Origin of the sequence: Modestobacter versicolor, from assembly GCF_014195485.1 — a bacterium.
GTDB classification, from domain to species: domain Bacteria; phylum Actinomycetota; class Actinomycetes; order Mycobacteriales; family Geodermatophilaceae; genus Modestobacter; species Modestobacter versicolor.
This window is the reverse complement of record NZ_JACIBU010000001.1, coordinates 1,069,020-1,087,450: the sequence shown is the minus strand read 5'-3', so window position 1 is coordinate 1,087,450 and position 18,431 is coordinate 1,069,020. Positions and strand designations below refer to the sequence as shown.

General features: G+C 73.6%; 16 protein-coding genes. 12 read left to right on the top strand and 4 right to left on the bottom strand.

Annotated features, from left to right (window positions below; translation table 11 throughout):
- Position 1 precedes the first annotated feature (1 nt).
- Positions 2 to 1,225, bottom strand: a complete 1,224-nt coding sequence (locus FHX36_RS05265) for an HNH endonuclease signature motif containing protein (protein ID WP_110552742.1) — start codon at positions 1,223 to 1,225, stop codon at positions 2 to 4.
- Positions 1,226 to 1,393: 168 nt separating this feature from the next.
- Here FHX36_RS05265 and FHX36_RS05260 point away from each other — a divergent pair, with 168 nt between their 5' ends.
- Together FHX36_RS05260 and FHX36_RS05255 are read left to right on the top strand one after the other, a co-directional pair.
- Complete coding sequence (locus FHX36_RS05260; protein ID WP_181428811.1) at positions 1,394 to 2,236, top strand: pseudouridine synthase; 843 nt, start codon at positions 1,394 to 1,396, stop codon at positions 2,234 to 2,236.
- A 43-nt stretch (positions 2,237 to 2,279) separates the two neighbouring features.
- On the top strand, positions 2,280 to 2,792 hold the full coding sequence (locus FHX36_RS05255) for a DinB family protein (RefSeq protein ID WP_110552741.1): 513 nt from the start codon (positions 2,280 to 2,282) through the stop codon (positions 2,790 to 2,792).
- A 72-nt stretch (positions 2,793 to 2,864) separates the two neighbouring features.
- Here FHX36_RS05255 and FHX36_RS05250 read toward each other — a convergent pair whose 3' ends face one another.
- Positions 2,865 to 5,237, bottom strand: coding sequence for a beta-xylosidase/alpha-l-arabinosidase (locus FHX36_RS05250; RefSeq protein ID WP_220035976.1), 2,373 nt, complete (start codon positions 5,235 to 5,237; stop codon positions 2,865 to 2,867).
- Positions 5,238 to 5,331: 94 nt separating this feature from the next.
- A complete protein-coding gene (locus FHX36_RS05245; protein ID WP_110552740.1) occupies positions 5,332 to 6,333 on the bottom strand; it encodes a LacI family DNA-binding transcriptional regulator in 1,002 nt (333 codons plus the stop codon).
- Positions 6,334 to 6,772: 439 nt separating this feature from the next.
- On the opposite strand from FHX36_RS05245, the gene FHX36_RS05240 reads away from it, so the two are divergent.
- Genes FHX36_RS05240 through FHX36_RS05230 form a run of 3 tightly spaced genes read left to right on the top strand, consistent with a single transcriptional unit; the run spans position 6,773 to position 9,779 of the window.
- Entirely contained in the window at positions 6,773 to 7,957 is a 1,185-nt protein-coding gene (locus FHX36_RS05240) for an extracellular solute-binding protein (RefSeq protein ID WP_258372807.1), read from the top strand.
- Between the two features lie 35 nt (positions 7,958 to 7,992).
- The gene (locus tag FHX36_RS05235; RefSeq protein WP_110552738.1) at positions 7,993 to 8,871 is read left to right on the top strand and encodes a carbohydrate ABC transporter permease; all 879 of its coding nucleotides are present in this window, start codon (positions 7,993 to 7,995) and stop codon (positions 8,869 to 8,871) included.
- Complete coding sequence (locus tag FHX36_RS05230) at positions 8,868 to 9,779, top strand: carbohydrate ABC transporter permease (protein ID WP_110552737.1); 912 nt, start codon at positions 8,868 to 8,870, stop codon at positions 9,777 to 9,779. The genes FHX36_RS05235 and FHX36_RS05230 overlap by 4 nt, the downstream gene beginning before the upstream one ends.
- A gap of 32 nt (positions 9,780 to 9,811) precedes the next feature.
- Here FHX36_RS05230 and FHX36_RS05225 read toward each other — a convergent pair whose 3' ends face one another.
- Positions 9,812 to 11,032 carry an ROK family protein gene (locus tag FHX36_RS05225; RefSeq protein ID WP_183513557.1) on the bottom strand — a complete coding sequence of 407 codons (1,221 nt, stop codon included), beginning with the start codon at positions 11,030 to 11,032 and terminating at the stop codon, positions 9,812 to 9,814.
- A 152-nt stretch (positions 11,033 to 11,184) separates the two neighbouring features.
- Between FHX36_RS05225 and xylA the strand changes: the two genes are divergently transcribed.
- The 7 genes from xylA to der all read left to right on the top strand — a co-directional run bounded on the left by xylA (position 11,185) and on the right by der (position 18,414).
- Positions 11,185 to 12,375, top strand: coding sequence for a xylose isomerase (gene xylA / locus FHX36_RS05220; RefSeq protein WP_110554231.1), 1,191 nt, complete (start codon positions 11,185 to 11,187; stop codon positions 12,373 to 12,375).
- Positions 12,376 to 12,400: 25 nt separating this feature from the next.
- Positions 12,401 to 13,819, top strand: coding sequence for a xylulokinase (xylB, locus tag FHX36_RS05215; protein WP_183513556.1), 1,419 nt, complete (start codon positions 12,401 to 12,403; stop codon positions 13,817 to 13,819).
- A gap of 95 nt (positions 13,820 to 13,914) precedes the next feature.
- Entirely contained in the window at positions 13,915 to 14,988 is a 1,074-nt protein-coding gene (locus FHX36_RS05210) for an ABC transporter ATP-binding protein (protein ID WP_110553176.1), read from the top strand.
- Positions 14,985 to 15,902 carry an aldose 1-epimerase family protein gene (locus FHX36_RS05205; protein WP_110553177.1) on the top strand — a complete coding sequence of 306 codons (918 nt, stop codon included), beginning with the start codon at positions 14,985 to 14,987 and terminating at the stop codon, positions 15,900 to 15,902. The genes FHX36_RS05210 and FHX36_RS05205 overlap by 4 nt, the downstream gene beginning before the upstream one ends.
- A 96-nt stretch (positions 15,903 to 15,998) precedes the next feature.
- Positions 15,999 to 16,361: a chorismate mutase gene (gene aroH, locus FHX36_RS05200; RefSeq protein ID WP_110553178.1), complete on the top strand. Its 363-nt coding sequence runs from the start codon at positions 15,999 to 16,001 to the stop codon at positions 16,359 to 16,361.
- Positions 16,358 to 17,047: a (d)CMP kinase gene (cmk, locus tag FHX36_RS05195; RefSeq protein WP_110553179.1), complete on the top strand. Its 690-nt coding sequence runs from the start codon at positions 16,358 to 16,360 to the stop codon at positions 17,045 to 17,047. Before aroH ends, cmk begins: the two co-directional genes overlap by 4 nt.
- Positions 17,044 to 18,414, top strand: coding sequence for a ribosome biogenesis GTPase Der (der, locus tag FHX36_RS05190; RefSeq protein ID WP_110553180.1), 1,371 nt, complete (start codon positions 17,044 to 17,046; stop codon positions 18,412 to 18,414). The genes cmk and der overlap by 4 nt, the downstream gene beginning before the upstream one ends.
- The last annotated feature ends 17 nt before the right edge of the window (positions 18,415 to 18,431 follow it).

The following is an 18,431-nucleotide window of genomic DNA, read 5'->3' as shown; positions in this document are numbered from 1 at the left end:
ATCAGACGCGCAGCGGTGCGCTGATCAGCGGTGTGCCGAGCAGGATCTCGGTGCCGTCGGGTCGCCAGGTGCGCCACCGCCCGCCGGGATCCCGTTCGACCCGGAAGCCGTGGTGGACCTTGCCGTGGTGGCGTTCGCAGAGCAGTGCTGAGTTGTGCAACGACGTGTCTCCGCCGTGCAGCCAGTGCGCGAGGTGGTGCACGTCGCACCAGTGCGTGGGTGCCGAGCAGCCGGTGAACACGCAGTGCCCGTCGCGCTGCTCGACCGCCCGGCGGATGTGGGCGGGCACCACCCGGTGGGTGCGCCCGACGTCCAGCGGCAGGCCGTCGGGGCCCATCACGATCCGGGACACGGTGCCGTCGCAGGCCAGCCAGCGGGCCCGAGCGGCAGAGATCCGGGCACCGAACCCGGTCGCCGCAGCACCGGGGCCGGTAGTGGAGGTGTCGGCGAGGTCGTCGGCGTCGATGGTGACCACGACGTGCGGCTTCACCGTCCGCAGCGTGGGCAGGCTCCCGGCGGCGAGCTGGTTGTCGCACAGCTGGACGAGGGCGTCGGCGTTCTGCTGGCCGCGGGTGCGGTCGTCGCTCTTCGGGCGGGAGGCCTGCACGATCGACTCGATCGCGGCCTGCACCTTTTCCCCACCGACGGCATCGAGGTCGAACCGGCCGGTGACCGAGCCGTCGGCGTGCCGGGCGATCGACAGCCGACGACCCTCGGTCGGGTCGGGCTCAGGACCATCGGGGTCCAGGGCGGCGTCGAAGGCCTGCACGGCGGTGACCAGCATCGCGTGCGGCGCACCCTCGGCCACCGCCGTCCACGCCTGGTCGAACGGCGCCAGGTCGATGCCCTGCTCTTCGGCGCGCGCGACCTCGCCCGGGCCGACCGTGCGCGCGACGACGTCCACCTGCTCGGCGGTCACCACACCCTCGGCGAACCCCGCGGCCAGCGCCGGGAAGTGCTCCAGCGCCCGCCCCGACCGCACCACCTGGGACGCCTCCGCCGGCGCCAGCCGGACGTGCCCGATCAGCCACGACCGCATGCTCTTGAGTCCGTCGTGCTCGGCGGCCTGAGTCGTCTCCGCGTGCCGCACCGTGCGGGTCAGCTCAGCGGCAACCCGGTTGCCCACCGCCACGAGCAGGGCGACCCGCTCCAGCACCTGACCGTCCGCGAGGCCGTGTAGGTCGTCGCCCGCGAGCGCATCCAGGACCGACCGCAGCTCGCTCACGACACCTCCCGACCGACTCGAACACGTGTACGAAGTCCAGTCGAACAGGAGCGCCGCGACCACCCGTGTCCGCAGGTCAGACGCCTGTCCACAGATGTCGGACGCCCCTCGACGTACCGCTTGGTCGGGTGGTGATCGCGGCACGGCAGAGATGGGAGAATGGCAGGGATGAACACCACCCCGGACGACGAGTCCACCACCGAGGGCGGCGAGGGCTGGTCCGAGGACATGGAGCTGGCTCCGTTCCACCCCCGTGACGTCGAGGAGACCGAGCCCGACGACGACCGCCCCGGCGAGCGACTGCAGAAGGTGCTGGCCCGCGCCGGCGTCGGCTCCCGCCGGGTGAGCGAGGACATGATCGACCAGGGCCGGATCAGCGTGAACGGCAAGGTCGTCCGCGTGCAGGGCATGCGGATCGACCCGGCGACCGCGGTGATCGCCGTCGACGGCCGGCGCATCGACATCAAGAACGACAAGGTCACCTACGCGATGAACAAGCCCTTCGGGGTCATCACCGCGATGAGCGACGACCGGAACCGCCCCACCGTCGGCGACATGATGGGCGACCTCGCCACCGGCCTGGTGCACGTGGGCCGGCTCGACCAGGACACCGAGGGCCTGCTGCTGCTCACCACCGACGGGGAGCTGGCCCACCGGTTGGCCCACCCGTCCTACGAGGTGAAGAAGACCTACCTGGCGCAGGTCAGCGGTTCGATCGGGCGAGACCTCGTCCGCCGGGTGCGCGCCGGCGTCGAGCTGGAGGACGGCCCGGTCAAGGTCGACTCGTTCCAGGTGGTCGACACCCACGCCGGCCAGTCCGTGGTCGAGGTCGTGCTGCACGAGGGCCGCAAGCACATCGTCCGCCGGCTGCTGGCCGAGGTCGGGCTGCCGGTCAACCGGCTCACCCGCACCGCTGTCGGCCCGATCGACCTGGCCCGGATGCGCACCGGCACGATCCGCAAGCTGACCCGTACCGAGGTCGGCGCCCTGCACGAGCTCGTCGGGCTCTGACGGCGCGGCAGGGGGCCGAGTCGCCCCCTGCCAGGATCGGGTCGTGACGACGACCGACCGCCCGATGCCCCCGCTACAGGCCGACGAGCGGGCCACCCTCGCCGGCTGGCTGGACTTCTACCGGGCCACCCTGCTCGGGAAGTGCGACGGGCTCACCGACGACCAGCTGCGCACCCCCGCGGCACCGCCCTCGACCCTCACGCTGCTCGGCCTGGTCCAGCACGCGGCGGAGGTGGAGCGGAACTGGTTCCGCCGGGTGCTGCTGGGGGAGGACGTGCCGGCCATCTACGACGGCGCCGACGACGCGAGTGGCCACGACGGCGGCTTCGACCTCGCTGACGACGCCACCTTCGCGGCCGCCCGGGCGACCTGGGAGGACGAGGTGGCGCGCAGCCGGGACGCCTGCGCGGCGCGCGGCCTGGACGAGACCAGCCCGTTCATGGGCGGCCAGGTGACGCTGCGGTGGGTGTACAGCCACATGATCGGCGAGTACGCCCGGCACGCCGGCCATGCCGACCTGCTGCGCGAGCGCATCGACGGCGCGACCGGCACCTGATGAAGGACCCTCCTGCCCCCCACCGCTCGCAGGCTCGCGGCGGGCCCCTGTAGGAGGGCCGATCGGCGGGGGTCAGACCGCGGAGACCTCCACCGGCGTGGAGAGCACCCGGTCGGCGCCGACGACGCGGTCCGGGCCGGTCAGTCGCAGCGGTGCCTCCAGCCGCAGGTCCTCGCTCGAGGCGCCCAGCTGCAGGACGACGTCCCCACCCTCGACGACGCGCTGCAGGTCGCGCCCGGTGAACGAGGTGCGGTCGGCGTGCACCGTGAAGGTGACCCGGGCGGCGGCACCGGCGTCCAGCTCGACCCGGGCGAAGCCCACGAGCTGGCGCACCGGGCGCACCACGCTGGCCACCGGGTCGTGCAGGTAGAGCTGCACCACGTCGGCGCCGGACCGCGAGCCGGTGTTGCGCACCGTGCAGGAGACGGTGACCGAGCCGTCCGTGGGCCACGCGCCGTCGGCGGCCCCGGTCACGGCCAGGTCCGACCAGTCGAAGGTCGTGTAGGACAGGCCGTGCCCGAACGGGAAGGCCGGCGTCGGGTCGGCCGAGCTGATCCCGCTCTTGCGGGCCAGCGCGGGCGCCAGGTACGTCGCCGGCGACCCGCCGGGGGTGCGGGCGACCTGGACGGGGAGCCGGCCGGAGGGGTTGACCCGACCGCTGAGCACGCCGGCGACCGCGCCGGCGCCCTCCTCGCCCGGGAAGAACGCCTGCACGATCGCGGCCGCGCGGTCGACCACCGCGCCCAGCGCGTAGGGCCGGCCGGTGAGCAGCACGACGACCACCGGCTTGCCGGTGTCCAGCAGCGCGTCGAGCAGCTCGGCCTGCGAGCCCGGCAGGCTCAGGTCGTCGGCGTCGCAGCCCTCGCCGGAGGTTCCGCGCCCGAACAGGCCGGCCCGGTCGCCGAGCACGGCCAGCACGACGTCGGCGTCCTGCGCGGTGCGCACGGCCTCGGCGATGCCGCTCGCGTCCGGCTCCTGCACCGGGCAGCCCGGCGCGTAGGTCACCGAGGCTGACGCGAACTCGGCCCGCACCTGGTCCAGCAGCGTCGGCAGCTCGATGCCCAGCGGCATGCCGGGGTGCTGCACGCCGACGTGGTTGGGGAAGGCGTAGCAGCCCATCAGCGCCAGGACGTCGTCCGCGCACGGGCCGACGACGGCGACCGACGCCGGCTCCCGCAGCGGCAGCACGCCGGCGCGGTCGTCCAGCAGCACGACCGAGCGCTCGGCCAGCGTGCGGGCCAGCGCCCGCATCGCGGGCGGGTCGAAGTCCAGCTCCTCGGCGGCCCGCAGCGCGGCGGGCTCGGGGTCCCAGCCGGCGTCCAGCAGGCCCAGCTCGGCCTTCTGCCGCAGCACCCGCTCCAGCGCCCGGTCGACCAGCTCGACCGGCAGCTGCCCGGAGCGGACCAGGTCCAGCAGCGGCTCGCCGTAGCAGCGCACCGTCGGCAGCTCCACGTCGATACCGGCGGTCAGCGCCAGGGCGGCGGCGTCCGCGGGGGAGCCGGCCACGCCCTGCGTCGTCTCCAGGAAGGAGACGGCGAAGTAGTCGGCGACGACGACGCCGTCGAAGCCGAGGCGGCCGCGCAGCAGGTCGGTGAGCAGGCCCGGGTCGGCGCCGGCGGGGACGCCGTCCACGGCCGCGTAGCTGTTCATCACCGAGCGGGCGCCGCCCTCGCGCAGCGCCGCCTCGAACGGCGGCAGCACGACGTCGGCGAACTCGCGCGGGCCGATGCGGACCGGGGCGTGGTTGCGCCCGGCGGAGGAGCCGGAGTAGCCGGCGAAGTGCTTGAGGGTGGCGACGATGCCGGCGTCCTCGAGACCGCGGGTGTAGGCGGAGCCGAGCGCGGCGACGAGGTACGGGTCCTCGCCGATGGTCTCCTCGGTGCGGCCCCAGCGGTGGTCGAAGGAGACGTCCAGCACGGGGGAGAGGCCCTGGTGCACCCCGACCGAGCGCATGACCTCGCCGATGCCCCGGGCCATCGCGTGCACGGTGACGGCGTCGAAGGAGGCGCCCCAGGCCAGCGGGGTCGGGAAGACCGTGGCACCCCAGGCGGTGAAGCCGGTCAGGCACTCCTCGTGGGCGATCGCCGGGATGCCCAGCCGGGAACCGTCGATGATGCCGCGCTGGGTCTGGGCGAGGACCTTGGCGCCGATCGCCGGCTCGACCGGTCCGGTGCCGAACACCCGGGTGAGCTGGCCGAGGCCGGGGGCGGTCAGCTCCTCCCACGGCGGCAGCGGCTCGGAGAACTCGTGCTGGTTGGGCGCGACCTCCTCGCCCTCGGAGATGGCGGTCCACACGCCGTAGAGCTGCGCGACCTTCTCCTCGAGGGTCATCACGCCCATCAGCGCGGCGACGCGCTCAGGCAGCGGGCGGGCCGGGTCGCGCCAGACGGCGGCGGCAGCCGACGCCTCCGCGTCGAGGGCAGGCGGGGACTGGCGTTCGGTCACGAGCGGGGCTCCTGGGGGTGGTCAGGGCGCCGGGGAGGCGCGCGGCGGGTCAGCGCCGGTGGGCAGTGCCGGGTCACGGCGGGAGGGGTGCGGGTCAGCGGTGGCGGGGTGCGGCCGTGGAGGCGCGCGGGACGAGGTGCGTCGCCAGCTCGACGCGCTGGCTGGCCAGCCGGCCGCCGTTGATGAGCTCGTGCAGCATCCGCCCGGCCATCCGGCCCATGTCGGCCAGCGGCTGGCGCACGGTGGTCAGCGGCGGCGACGACCAGCGGGCCATCGGCAGGTCGTCGAAGCCCACCACGCTCAGGTCGTCGGGCACCGACAGGCCGGCCTGGCGGGCGGCCTCCATGACGCCGAAGGCCTGCTCGTCGCTGCCGGCGAAGATGGCCGTCGGCGGGTCGGGCAGCTCCAGCAGCGCGCGGGCCTGGTCGTAACCGCCCTGGTGGCGGAAGTTGCCGTGCCGCAGCAGCACCGGGTCGACGGCGATGCCGGCCCGCTCGAGCGCGGCCCGGTAGCCGTCGATCCGGGCGCGGCTGCAGAGGTAGTCCTGCGGCCCGCCGACCACGGCGATGCGCCGGTGGCCCAGGTCGACCAGGTGCTCGGTGGCGGCCAGCCCGCCGGCCCAGTTGGTGGCGCCGACGCTCGGCACGTCCTGGCCGGGCATGTCGACCGGGTCGATCACCACGACCGGCAGCTGGGAGCGGCCCAGCCGGCGCTGGTCGGCCGCGGTGAGCCGGGAGGTGACGACGAGCGCGCCGCGGCGGCCGCCGGCGATGAGCGACTGCACCCAGTCGGTCTCCGCCGTCCGGGACTGGGAGGAGACGACGACCTCCAGGCCGCTCTCGGTGACCCCGCGCAGGATCTCGACGGCCCAGGGGCTGTCCAGCGCGGTGAAGACCACGTCGACCAGGAGGTCGGTGGGCGCCTTGCGCACCACCGGGACGTAGTTGTGCTGCTCGAGCAGCTGCTGCACGTGGGCCCGGGTGGCCGGCGCGACGTCCTGCTTGCCGTTGACGACCTTGGACACGGTGGGCAGCGAGACCCCGGCCGCCGCGGCGATGCTCGCCAGCGTCGGTCTGCCCAGCTCTGGTGGTGGCACTGGGTACGGCCCTCCCGGTCCTCGATCGGTGCCGACCCGGGTGGCTCGAGCCAGCCCACCTCACCGGGAGCGGTCAGGCCGGCGTCGCTGTCGGCGTGCGGTGGACGGTATCGAAACTTTCGGAGATCCGGTAGTCGCCACGGCCCTTTCGCGGCTCTCGTCGGAGTGTCCGGACGAGGCTGTGCAACGGTTCGGTCTCGCAGCGACGCGCGGATTGTGGGCTGCGTTGACACCCCCCGGTGACGTGGCTTACGTTCTCGCAACTGCTCGAAACTTTCGGTTTTCAACGACGAAACAGGAAGGTGGCGGTGGGATGTCCCCCCGGCGCTTGACCCGCGTGGCCACGACGGCCACGACCCTTGTCCTGGCTGGTTCTCTGGTCGCTTGTGGCTCCTCGGGCCCCAGCGGCGGGGGCGGCGGCGACGGAGGCACCGCCCAGGTGTGGGCCCTCCAGGACACGACCCTCAACCCGATCGAGCAGGCCTCGATCGACCGCTTCAACGAGACCTCCGACGTCGGCGAGGTGGAGCTGCAGACGTTCGGCAACGACCCGTACAAGCAGCGGCTGCGCACGGCGATCAACTCGGCCAACGCCCCCGACGTCTTCTTCAACTGGGGTGGCGGCAACCTCAAGGAGTACGTCGACGCGGGCAAGATCGAGGACCTGACCCCGATGCTCGACGAGAACCCCGAGCTCCGCGACGCCTTCCTGCCCAGCGTGCTCGCCGGTGCCGAGATCGACGGCAAGCAGTACGGCCTGCCGATGCGCGGCGTCCAGCCGGTCCTGCTGTTCAACAACAAGGAGGTGCTGGCCTCGGCCGGCATCACCGAGTCCCCGGCCACCTGGGACCAGCTGCTCCAGGACGTCGAGGCGCTGAAGGCCAAGGGCATCACCCCGATCGCGCTGGCCGGTTCGCAGTCGTGGACCGAGCTGATGTGGGCGGAGTACCTGCTCGACCGCGTCGGCGGCCCCGAGGTGTTCCAGAACATCCGGGACGGCAAGAACGGCGGCTGGGAGCAGCCCGAGGTCCTGGAGGCGATGACCATGCTCAAGCAGCTCATCGACGCCGGTGCCTTCGGTGACGACTTCGCCTCGGTCGGCTACGACGTCGGTGGTGCCTCCACCATCCTCGCCGAGGGCCAGGCCGGGTTCCACCTGATGGGCTCGTGGGAGTTCACCAACCAGCTCGGGCAGAGCCCGGACTTCGTGAACGCCGGCAACCTGGGCTACGGCCCGTTCCCGGCGGTCGAGGGCGGCGCGGGTGACCCGTCGAACCTGGTCGGCAACGTGTCGAACTTCTACTCGGTGACCAAGGACTCGGACAACAAGGACGCGGCGCTGGAGTACGTGCGCACCGCCCTCACCGACGAGGACTACGTGACCGACCTGGTCGAGGCCGGCGACGTCATGCCGATCACCGGTGTCCGCGACCAGCTGGCCGCCGGCGACAACGCCGACTACACCACGACGATCTACGACCAGGTGGCCGAGGCGGCCAACTTCCAGCTCTCCTGGGACCAGGACCTGCAGTCGGACGTGGCGACCAAGATGCTGACCGAGCTGCAGAACTTCTTCCTGGGCGAGCAGACCCCGGAGGGCTTCGTCTCCGCACTCGCCGGCTGATCCACCTGCTCGCGCACTGACACAGAGGACCTGACATGGCAGTCACGGGACGAGAGCGTCCTTCCGGCTGGTACCTGGCGCCGGCGGTGACCTTCTTCGGGGTGTTCGCCGTCCTGCCGATGGTGCTCGTCGTCTACCTCAGCTTCACCGACTGGGACGGCTTCGGCTTCCCGGCGCTGTCCGGGGCGGGCAACTGGTCCCGCCTCGTCGAGGACGGCCAGGTGTGGAGCTCGCTGAGGCTGACGCTCGTGTTCATGGTCCTCGGCTGGGTCGTCCAGACCCCGATCGCACTCGTGATCGGGGTCTGGGCGGCCGGCCGGCAGCGCAACCGGGCAGTGCTGAGCGCGATCTTCTTCCTGCCGGTGCTGCTGTCCACCGCGGCCATCGCGCTGCTGTGGAACTCGGTGTTCGACCCCAACTTCGGGCTCACCGAGCAGATCCCGCTGCTGCGGGACATCAACTTCCTGGGCGACTCCAGCGTCGTCATCTACGCGGTGGCGTGGGTGCTCACCTGGCAGTACGTCCCGTTCCACACGCTGCTCTACCAGAGCGCCGCCCGCGGCATCCCGGTCTCGATCTACGAGGCCGCGACCATCGACGGGGCCGGCCGCTACAAGCAGTTCTTCCGGATCACCCTGCCGCTGCTGCGCTACACGGTGATCACCTCGACCGTGCTGATGCTGGTCGGCTCGGTGACCACCTTCGACACGATCCTGATCCTGACCGGGGGCGGCCCGGGCACGGCCACCCGCATCGCGCCGCTGTACATGTACATCACCGGCTTCAGCGGGTACGAGTTCGGCTACGCCAGCGCCATCGCCGTGATCCTGGTGGTGCTCGGTGCCGCGCTGTCCCTCGCCGTCACCCGGCTCACCGGCTTCCGCGCCATGACCAGCCAGCAGGAGGGCCTGTGAGCCTCACCCAGTCCGGCGTCCCGACGGCCCTGGTGCCGGCCTCGACCGACCCCGCCGGGCCGGTCACCGGCCGGCGGCGCCGCAAGGTCGGCCGCGAGCGGCCCAACTGGCTGGCCGGCGTGCTGTCGGTCTTCTGGCTGGTCCTCGTCCTGGTGCCGCTGTACTACCTGGTCAACGGCAGCTTCCGCACCCGCCAGGACTACCTGCGCGACAACCCGCTGGCCCCGCCCGGCAACCCGACGCTGGAGAACTACGAGTCGGTCTTCACCGGGGGCTTCGGCCGCTACTTCCTGAACAACATCATCGTCACCGTGGGCACGGTCGCGATCGTGGTCGCGCTCGTGGTCCCGGCGGCCTACGCGGTGGCGCGGAACGCCAGCCCGCTGGTCCAGCGCGGCTTCTCGGTCATGCTGATCGGCCTGGCGGTGCCGGCCCAGGCGACGATCATCCCGGTCTTCCTGCTGATCAACCAGATGCGGCTCTACGACACCCTGCTGGCGGTCATCCTGCCGACGGCCGCGTTCGCGCTGCCGGTGGCGATGCTGGTGATGACCAACAGCCTCCGCGACATCCCCAACGAGCTGTACGAGGCGCAGACCCTCGACGGCGCCGGTGCCTTCGGGACGCTGCGCAACCTGGTCCTGCCGCTGGCCAAGCCGGCGATCACCACCGTCGTGGTCTTCACCGCGATGAACGCCTGGAACGGGTTCCTCTTCCCCCTGGTGCTCACCCAGTCGGCCGACCAGCGCACCCTGACCCTGGGCCTGACGACGTTCCAGAGCCAGTTCGGCACCAACGTGCCGGGGCTGCTCGCCGCCGTCACGCTGTCCCTGCTGCCGATCTTCGCGGTCTACCTCGTGGGCCGGCGCTACCTGCTGGGCGGGCTCACCGCCGGCTTCGGCAAGTAGCGGGACCGCGGGTGGGCACCGTGCCCGTCGGGTCAGGCCAGCCGGCGTGCCGGGTCGGCCAGGACGACGTCCAGCGCGCGCAGCGCGGCGCCACCGGCGCCGGCCGCGGGTGGGCCCTGGACGCCGACGATCCGCGGCCGGCGCCAGCGGGCGGAGAGCACCCGGCTCGCCAGGTGCCCCTCCAGGGCCGGGCGCAGCAGCTCGGCCAGCTCGGCCAGGTGCCCGCCGAGGGCCACGGTCGGGATGCCGACGACGTTGACCACCCCGGCCAGGGCCACCGCGAGGGCCCACGCCCCGCTCTCCACCGCACCGGTCGCCGCGGGGTCGCCGGAGCGGGCCAGCTCGGCCAGCTGACCGGGGGCCACGTCCAGCGGCAGGCCGGCGGCGCGGAGCAGGGCGTGCCGTCCGGCGTAGAGCTCGAGGCAGCCGGTGGACCCGCAGGTGCAGGGCGGCCCGTCGGGGTCGACGCAGACGTGGCCGACCTCGCCGGCCCAGCCGGAGCTGCCGGTCACCACCCGGCCGTCGAGCACGACGGCCCCACCGATGCCGATCTGCCCGGAGAGGTAGAGGAAGTCGCGGTGCGGGCCCGCCCGGCCGGGCGCCTCCGCGGCGACGGTGCGGGCGGCCAGGTCGGCCTCGTTGCCCAGCGCCACGTCCAGCCCGGCGGGCACGCACCGGGCCAGCAGGTCGGCGGTGGGCAGGTCGGACCAGCCGAGGTTGGGGGCGCGGAGCAGCACCCCGGCGCCCTCGTCGACCAGCCCGGGCAGGGCCAGCCCGCCGCCCACCAGGCGCAGGTCCGCCGGCAGGCCCGCCAGGACGTCGGCGGTCACCTCGCCCAGCCGGGCGAACGTGACCGCCGGGTCGCTGCCGCGGAAGTCGCCCTGCTCGACCCGCTCGGCCACGGTGCGGCCGCGCAGGTCGAGCACCCGCGCCGCGACCAGGCCGGCATCCACCTGCAGGCCCAGCGCGGCGAACCGCGCCCCGGGCAGCAGCGGGGTGGCCGGCCGGCCGCGGCGGGGGAGGGCGTCGGGCTCCACGGCGTCGCGGTCGACCTCGTCGAGCAGGCCACCGGCCACCAGCTCGTCGGCCAGCCGGGCCGCCGTCGCCCGGGTCATCCCGGTCGCCGCGGCGATCTCCGACCGCGAGGTCGGGGTCGGCGAGGCGCAGACCGTGCGCAGCACCAGCCCCAGGTTCGTGGTGCGCAGCGTCGACTGCCGGGCCCCGCTGGGCACTGCGGCCAGTCGCTGCGTCACCGGTTGAGGTTAGCCGCTCGAGGCCTTATGTTTCGAGGCGATACAAATTCGTTCCCCCACCGGGTGACCCGGCCGCTCGACCGGCCCGCACCGGCCGTCCACCGGCACCCGCACCGCACCCGTCAGCTCCACCCAGCGAGAGGAACTCACTGATGAGCACCCTGCAGCCGACCCCCGAGGACAAGTTCACCTTCGGCCTGTGGACCGTGGGCTGGCCGGCGCGCGACCCCTTCGGTGACGCCACCCGGGCCGACGTCGACGTGGTCGAGTCGGTGCACCGGCTCGCGGAGATGGGCGCCTACGGCGTCACCTTCCACGACGACGACGTCATCCCCTTCGGCAGCGACACCGCCAAGCGGGACGAGCACATCAAGCGCTTCCGCGCCGCGATCGACGAGACCGGCCTGGTCGTCCCGATGGTGACGACGAACCTGTTCACCCACCCGGTGTTCAAGGAGGGCGGGCTCACCGCCAACGACCGCGAGGTCCGCCGCTACGCGATGCGCAAGGTCATGCGGAACATGGACCTGGCCGCCGAGCTGGGGGCGCAGACCTACGTGCTGTGGGGCGGCCGCGAGGGCGCCGAGGTCGACATGGCCAAGGACCTCATCGCCGCGCTGGACCGCTACGCCGAGGCCATCGACACCCTGGCCGCCTACTCCGAGGCCCGCGGCTACGGCCTCCGCTTCGCGCTGGAGCCCAAGCCCAACGAGCCCCGCGGCGACATCTTCCTGCCCACCATCGGGCACGCGCTGGGCTTCATCGCCAAGCTCGAGCACTCGCACCTGGTGGGCCTCAACCCCGAGACCGGGCACGAGCAGATGGCCAACCTGAACTTCACCCACGGCATCGCCGAGGCGATCTGGGCCGGCAAGCTCTTCCACATCGACCTCAACGGCCAGCACGGCCCGAAGTTCGACCAGGACCTGGTGTTCGGCCACGGTGACCTGCTGCAGGCCTTCTCCACCGTCGACCTGCTGGAGAACGGCGGCCTCGCCGGCGGCCCGGCCTACGAGGGCCCGCGGCACTTCGACTACAAGCCGCTGCGCACCGAGGACATGGACGGCGTGTGGCGCTCGGCCGCGGCCAACATGCGCACCTACCTGCTGCTCAAGGAGCGGGCCGCGGCCTTCCGCGCCGACCCCGAGGTGCAGGAGGCGCTCGCCGCCGCCCGCGTGCCGGAGCTGCGCACCAGCACGCTGGCCGAGGGCGAGACCTTCGAGGACCTGCTGGCCGACCGCTCGTCCTTCGAGGACCTCGACGTCCCGGCCGTGGCCGCGCGCGGTGCCGGCGTGGTCCGGGTCGACCAGCTGATGATCGAGCACCTGCTCGGCGCCCGCTGACCCCGGACGACGGCAGAGCTCGGAGATGACACTGGTGGCCGGGGTCGACTCGTCGACCCAGTCGTGCAAGGTCGTGGTGCGGGACGCCGAGACCGGCGCCCTGGTCCGGGAGGGCCGCGCCCCGCACCCCGACGGCACGGAGGTCGACCCGGCCGCCTGGGCCGCGGCGCTGCAGACGGCGATCGGCGAGGCCGGGGGCTTCGCCGACGTCGCTGCCGTGGCCGTCGGCGGGCAGCAGCACGGGATGGTCTGCCTCGACGAGGACGGCGAGGTGGTGCGCCCGGCGCTGCTGTGGAACGACACCCGGTCGGCCCGGGCCGCCACCGACCTGACCGCCGAGCTCGGCGGCGGGCAGGCCTGGGCCGACGCGGTCGGGCTGGTCCCGGTCGCGTCGTTCACCGTCACCAAGCTGCGCTGGCTGGCCGAGCACGAGCCGGCCAGCGCCGCGCGGACGGCGGCGGTCTGCCTGCCGCACGACTGGCTGACCTGGCAGCTGGCCGGCACACCGGGCCTCGATGCCCTGGTCACCGACCGCGGCGACGCCAGCGGCACCGGCTACTGGTCGCCGCTGACCGAGGAGTACCGGCCCGACCTGCTGGAGCGGGCGTTCGGCCGCAGGCCCGTGCTGCCCCGGGTGCTCGGCCCGGCCGAGCGGGCCGGGGTGGTCGCCGGCGGGGCCCTGGGCGCCGACGGGGGAGCGGTCCTCGGCCCGGGCACCGGCGACAACGCCGCCGCGGCGCTGGGGATCAACGCCGAGCCCGGCGACGTCGTCGTCTCGATCGGCACCTCGGGGGTCGTCTCCACCGTCTCCACCACCCCGAGCTCCGACCCGTCGGGCACCGTCGCCGGGTTCGCCGACGCGACGGGCAACTTCCTGCCGCTGGCGGTCACCCTCAACGCGGCGCGGGTGCTCGACGCCACCGCCCGGCTGCTGGGCGTCGACCACGACGAGCTGTCCCGGCTGGCGCTCAGCGCGCCGGCCGGCGCCGGCGGGCTGGTGCTGGTGCCCTACCTGGAGGGCGAGCGGACCCCGGACCGCCCGCACTCCACCGGGGCGCTGCACGGCCTCACCCTGGCCACCGCCGACCCGGCGCACCTGGCCCGGGCCGCCGTCGAGGGCCTGCTGTGCGGGCTCGCCGACGGGCTGGAGGCGATCGCGGCCCTGGGCAACCCGGTCCGCCGGGTGTTCCTGGTCGGCGGTGGCGCCCGCTCGGAGGCGGTCCGCCGGCTGGCCCCCGCCGTCCTGGGGGTGCCGGTGCTCGTCCCGCCGCCGGGGGAGTACGTCGCCGACGGCGCCGCCCGGCAGGCGGCCTGGGTGCTCGCCGGCGGCAGCACGCCGCCGGTGTGGCCGGCGACCAGCACCGAGACCTACCAGGCCGACCCCGTGCCGCACGTGCGGGAGCGGTACGCCGAGGTCCGCGACCTGACCGCGGACCGCAGCTGAGCTGAACCACCGCGACCGGCCGCACCCGCGACCGCGTCGGGGGCACCACCCACTCGGATCGTCCGGCACGTTCCTGCCGGTAGGAGGAGCACACGATGGCGTCTGTCACCTACGACCACGCGACCCGCCGCTACCCCGGCAGCGACCGCCCCGCGGTCGACGCGCTGGACCTGAGCGTCGAGGACGGCGAGTTCCTGGTCCTGGTCGGCCCGTCCGGCTGCGGCAAGTCCACGTCGCTGCGGATGCTGGCCGGGCTCGAGGAGGTCGACGGCGGGTCGATCCGGATCGGCGGCACCGACGTCACCGACGTCCCGGCCAAGGACCGCGACATCGCGATGGTGTTCCAGAACTACGCGCTGTACCCGCACATGACCGTCGCGGACAACATGGGCTTCGCGCTCAAGATGGCCAAGGTCGGCAAGGACGAGATCACCACCCGGGTCAAGGAGGCCGCGCGGCTCCTGGACCTCGAGCCCTACCTGGACCGCAAGCCCAAGGCGCTGTCCGGTGGGCAACGGCAGCGGGTGGCCATGGGCCGGGCGATCGTGCGCAGCCCGCAGGTGTTCCTGATGGACGAGCCGCTGTCCAACCTGGACGCCAAGCTGCGGGTGCAGACCCGCACCCAGATCGCCCAGCTGCAGCGCCGCCTGCAGGTCACCACGGTCTACGTCACCCACGACCAGGTCGAGGCGATGACCATGGGCGACCGGGTGGCCGTGCTCAAGGACGGGCTGCTGATGCAGGTCGGCAAGCCCCGCGAGCTCTACGACCAGCCGAAGAACGTCTTCGTGGCCGGCTTCATCGGCTCGCCCGCGATGAACCTCTTCACCCTCGACCAGGTCGACGGCGGCGTCTCCTTCGGCGACGACGTCTACCCGGTCTCGCGCGACGTGCTGGGCCGCACCAGCGACCGCCAGGTCACCCTGGGCGTGCGCCCGGAGGACCTCGAGGTGTCCGGCCACGGCCTGCCGATCGAGGTCGACGTCGTCGAGGAGCTCGGCGCGGACGCCTACGTCTACGGGCGCACCAAGGTCGGCGACGGCGAGCACCAGATCATCGCCCGCGTCGACGGCCGCCGTCCCCCGGCCAAGGGCGAGACCTTCCACGTCACGCCGCGCCGCGGGCACGTGCACCTGTTCGACGTCGGCAGCGGGGAGCGGCTCGGGTGAGCGTGCTGCCCACCGGCGAGCAGTACGTGCTGCGCAGCGCCGACGCGGAGGCCGTCGTCGTCGAGGTCGGCGGCGGCCTGCGCACCTACCGGTCGGCCGGCCGCGACCTGCTCGACGGCTTCGGCGAGCGGGAGATGGCCGGCAACGCGCGCGGGCACGTCCTCGCGCCCTGGCCCAACCGGCTGCGCGACGGCCGCTTCCGCTGGGACGGCGAGGATCACGAGACCCCGCTGTCGGAGCCGGAGACCGGCAACGCCATCCACGGACTGGTCCGCTACGCGCCCTGGCGGGTCGTCGACCGGACCAGCGACTCGGTGCGGCTGGAGCACCTGCTGCACCCGCAGCCCGGCTACCCCTGGACGCTGCGGCTGCAGGTCGGCTACGAGCTCTCGCCGGCCGGGCTGCGAGTGCGGACCACGGCCACCAACGAGGGCGACGTCCCGCTGCCCTACGGCGAGGGGCACCACCCCTACCTCGCCGCCGGGGTCGGCCTGCACGTCGACGACTGCACGCTGGTCGCGCCCGGCGCGACCCGGCTGGAGACCGACGAGCGGGCGCTGCCCACCGGGGCGGACAAGGTCGAGGGCACGCCCTACGACCTGCGCGAGGGCCGGCTCATCGGCGACCTGGTCATCGACCACTGCTTCACCGACCTCGAGCGGGACGCCGACGGGCTGGCCTGGGTGCGGCTGACCGGGCCCGACGGCCGGGGCACCGCGGTCTGGATGGACGGCGCCTACAGCCACCTGCAGCTGTTCACCGGCGACGTGGTGCCCGAGCCGCGCCGCCGGCAGGGCCTGGCCGTCGAGCCGATGACCTGCCCGCCGAACGCGTTCGCGACCGGTGAGTCGGTGATCCGGCTGGAGCCGGGGGAGTCGACGACCGGCACGTGGGGCCTCGCGCCGCTGGGCTGACCCCTCCCGCCGCGCGGCGGGGGAGGTGGCGGGGGCTCCGTAGACTCGACCGAGGTGCACGGCGACCCGCGCACCGCATCGATCGAGGAGAGTGCTGTGGCCGTCCGAGCCATCCGGGGTGCGACGCAGGTGGTCGCCGACGACCGCGACGAGGTGCTGGGTGCCACGCGCGAGCTGGTCAGCACCGTCCTGGAGCGCAACGAGCTCGACCCGGCGGACCTGATCAGCATCCTGTTCACCGCCACCCCCGACCTGGTGTCGGAGTTCCCCGCGCTGGCCGCGCGCGAGCTCGGTCTCGGTGACGTCCCGCTGATGTGCGCCACCGAGATCGCCGTCCCGCACGCCCTGCCCCGGGTGCTGCGGCTGATGGCGCACGTCGAGACGCCGAAGGCCCGCGCCGACGTGCAGCACGTGTACCTGCGCGGTGCCGTGGCCCTGCGGCAGGACATCGCCCAGTGAGCGGGCAGTTCCGCGGTCAGGTCACCCTCGACGGGCCGTCGGGCACCGGCAAGTCCAGCGTCGCCCGCGCCGTGGCCACCCAGCTCGGCGCGGCCTACCTGGACACCGGCGCGATGTACCGGGCGGCCACCGTCGCCGTGCTGGACGCCGGCGTCGACCTCTCCGACGCCGAGGCCATCGCCCGCGCCGTCTCCGCCGCCGACATCCAGGTGGGGACGACGGCCGACGCCGAGCTGGTGACGGTCGACGGCGTCGACGTGGCCGAGCGGATCCGGGGCGCCGAGGTGACCCGCACCGTGTCACCGGTCTCCGCGGTCCCGGCCGTGCGCCGGCTGCTGGTCGACCGGCAGCGGGCGCTCGTCGCCGAGGCCCACGCCGTCGTCGTCGAGGGCCGCGACATCGGCACCGTCGTGCTGCCCGACGCCACGCTCAAGATCTACCTGACCGCCGCTCCCGAGGCGCGCGCCGAACGGCGGGCCGGCCAGCTCGGGGTCACCGACCCCGGCCGGATCGCCGAGATCGCCGCCGACCTGCGCCGCCGGGACGAGTACGACAGCAGCCGGGCCGACAGCCCGCTGCGCCCAGCTGCCGACGCCGTGGTCGTCGACAGCACCGGGCTTGACCGCGAGGCCGTCGTCGAGCGCGTGCTCGAGCTGGCCCGCACAGCAGTAGGAGAGCCCGCATGAGCGACATCGACCTGCCCCCGGACCTCGACGAGCCCACCGGGCCGCTGCCCGTCGTGGCCGTCGTCGGCCGGCCCAACGTCGGCAAGTCCACCCTGGTCAACCGGTTCATCGGCCGCCGCGCCGCGGTGGTCCAGGACATCCCCGGGGTCACCCGGGACCGCATCCCGTACCAGGCGCTGTGGAACGGCAAGAACTTCACCGTCGTCGACACCGGCGGCTGGGAGCCCAAGGCGACCGGCATGGCCGCGGCGATCGCCCGGCAGGCCGAGTACGCGATGAAGACCGCCGACGTCATCGTGCTGGTCGTCGACGCCTCGGTCGGCGCGACCGAGACCGACCTGGCCGCGGCCAAGGTGCTGCGGCGCAGCGACCGCCCGGTGATCCTGGTCGCCAACAAGGTCGACGACGAGCGCGGCGAGGCCAACGCGGCCGAGCTGTGGTCGCTGGGCCTCGGCGAGCCCTACACCGTCAGCGCGCTGCACGGCCGGGGCAGCGGTGACCTGCTCGACCTCGTCCTCGACGCGATGCCCGAGGCCCCGCGGGAGACCGAGGAGGTCGGCGGACCGCGCCGGGTGGCGCTGGTCGGCCGCCCGAACGTCGGCAAGTCAAGCCTGATCAACCGGCTGTCGAAGGAGGAGCGCTCGGTCGTCGACTCCGTCGCCGGCACCACCGTCGACCCGGTCGACTCGCTGGTCACCCTCGGCGGTGAGGAGTGGCGCTTCGTCGACACCGCCGGGCTGCGCCGCCGGGTGAACACCGCCAGCGGCACCGAGTACTACGCCAGCCTGCGCACCGAGGCCGCGATCGAGGCCGCCGAGGTCGCCGTCGTGCTGCTGGCCGCCGACGAGGTGATCAGCGAGCAGGACCAGCGGGTGATCACCCAGGTGATCGACGCCGGCCGCGCGCTGGTGATCGCCTTCAACAAGTGGGACACCTTGGACGAGGACCGGCACGCCCAGCTGGAGAAGGAGATCGACCGCGACCTGGCCCGGGTCAAGTGGGCCAGCCGGGTCAACATCTCGGCGCTGACCGGGCGCGGGGTGAACAAGCTCGCCGACCACCTGAAGACCGCCCTGGCCGGCTGGGAGACCCGGGTGCCCACCGCGGAGCTCAACACCTTCATCCGGGCCCTGGTGCAGGAGACCCCGCCGCCGGCCCGCGGTGGCCGCGCCCCGAAGATCAAGTACGTGACCCAGGCCGACATCCGGCCGCCGCGGTTCGTCGTCTTCTCCACCGGCTTCCTGGAGGCGGGCTACCGGCGGTTCCTGGAGCGCAGGCTGCGCGAGCAGTTCGGCTTCCACGGCACCCCGATCGACGTGTCGGTCAAGGTGCGGGAGACCAAGGCGCGCGACCACCACAAGGGCTGATCCCCGCCCGTCGGGGG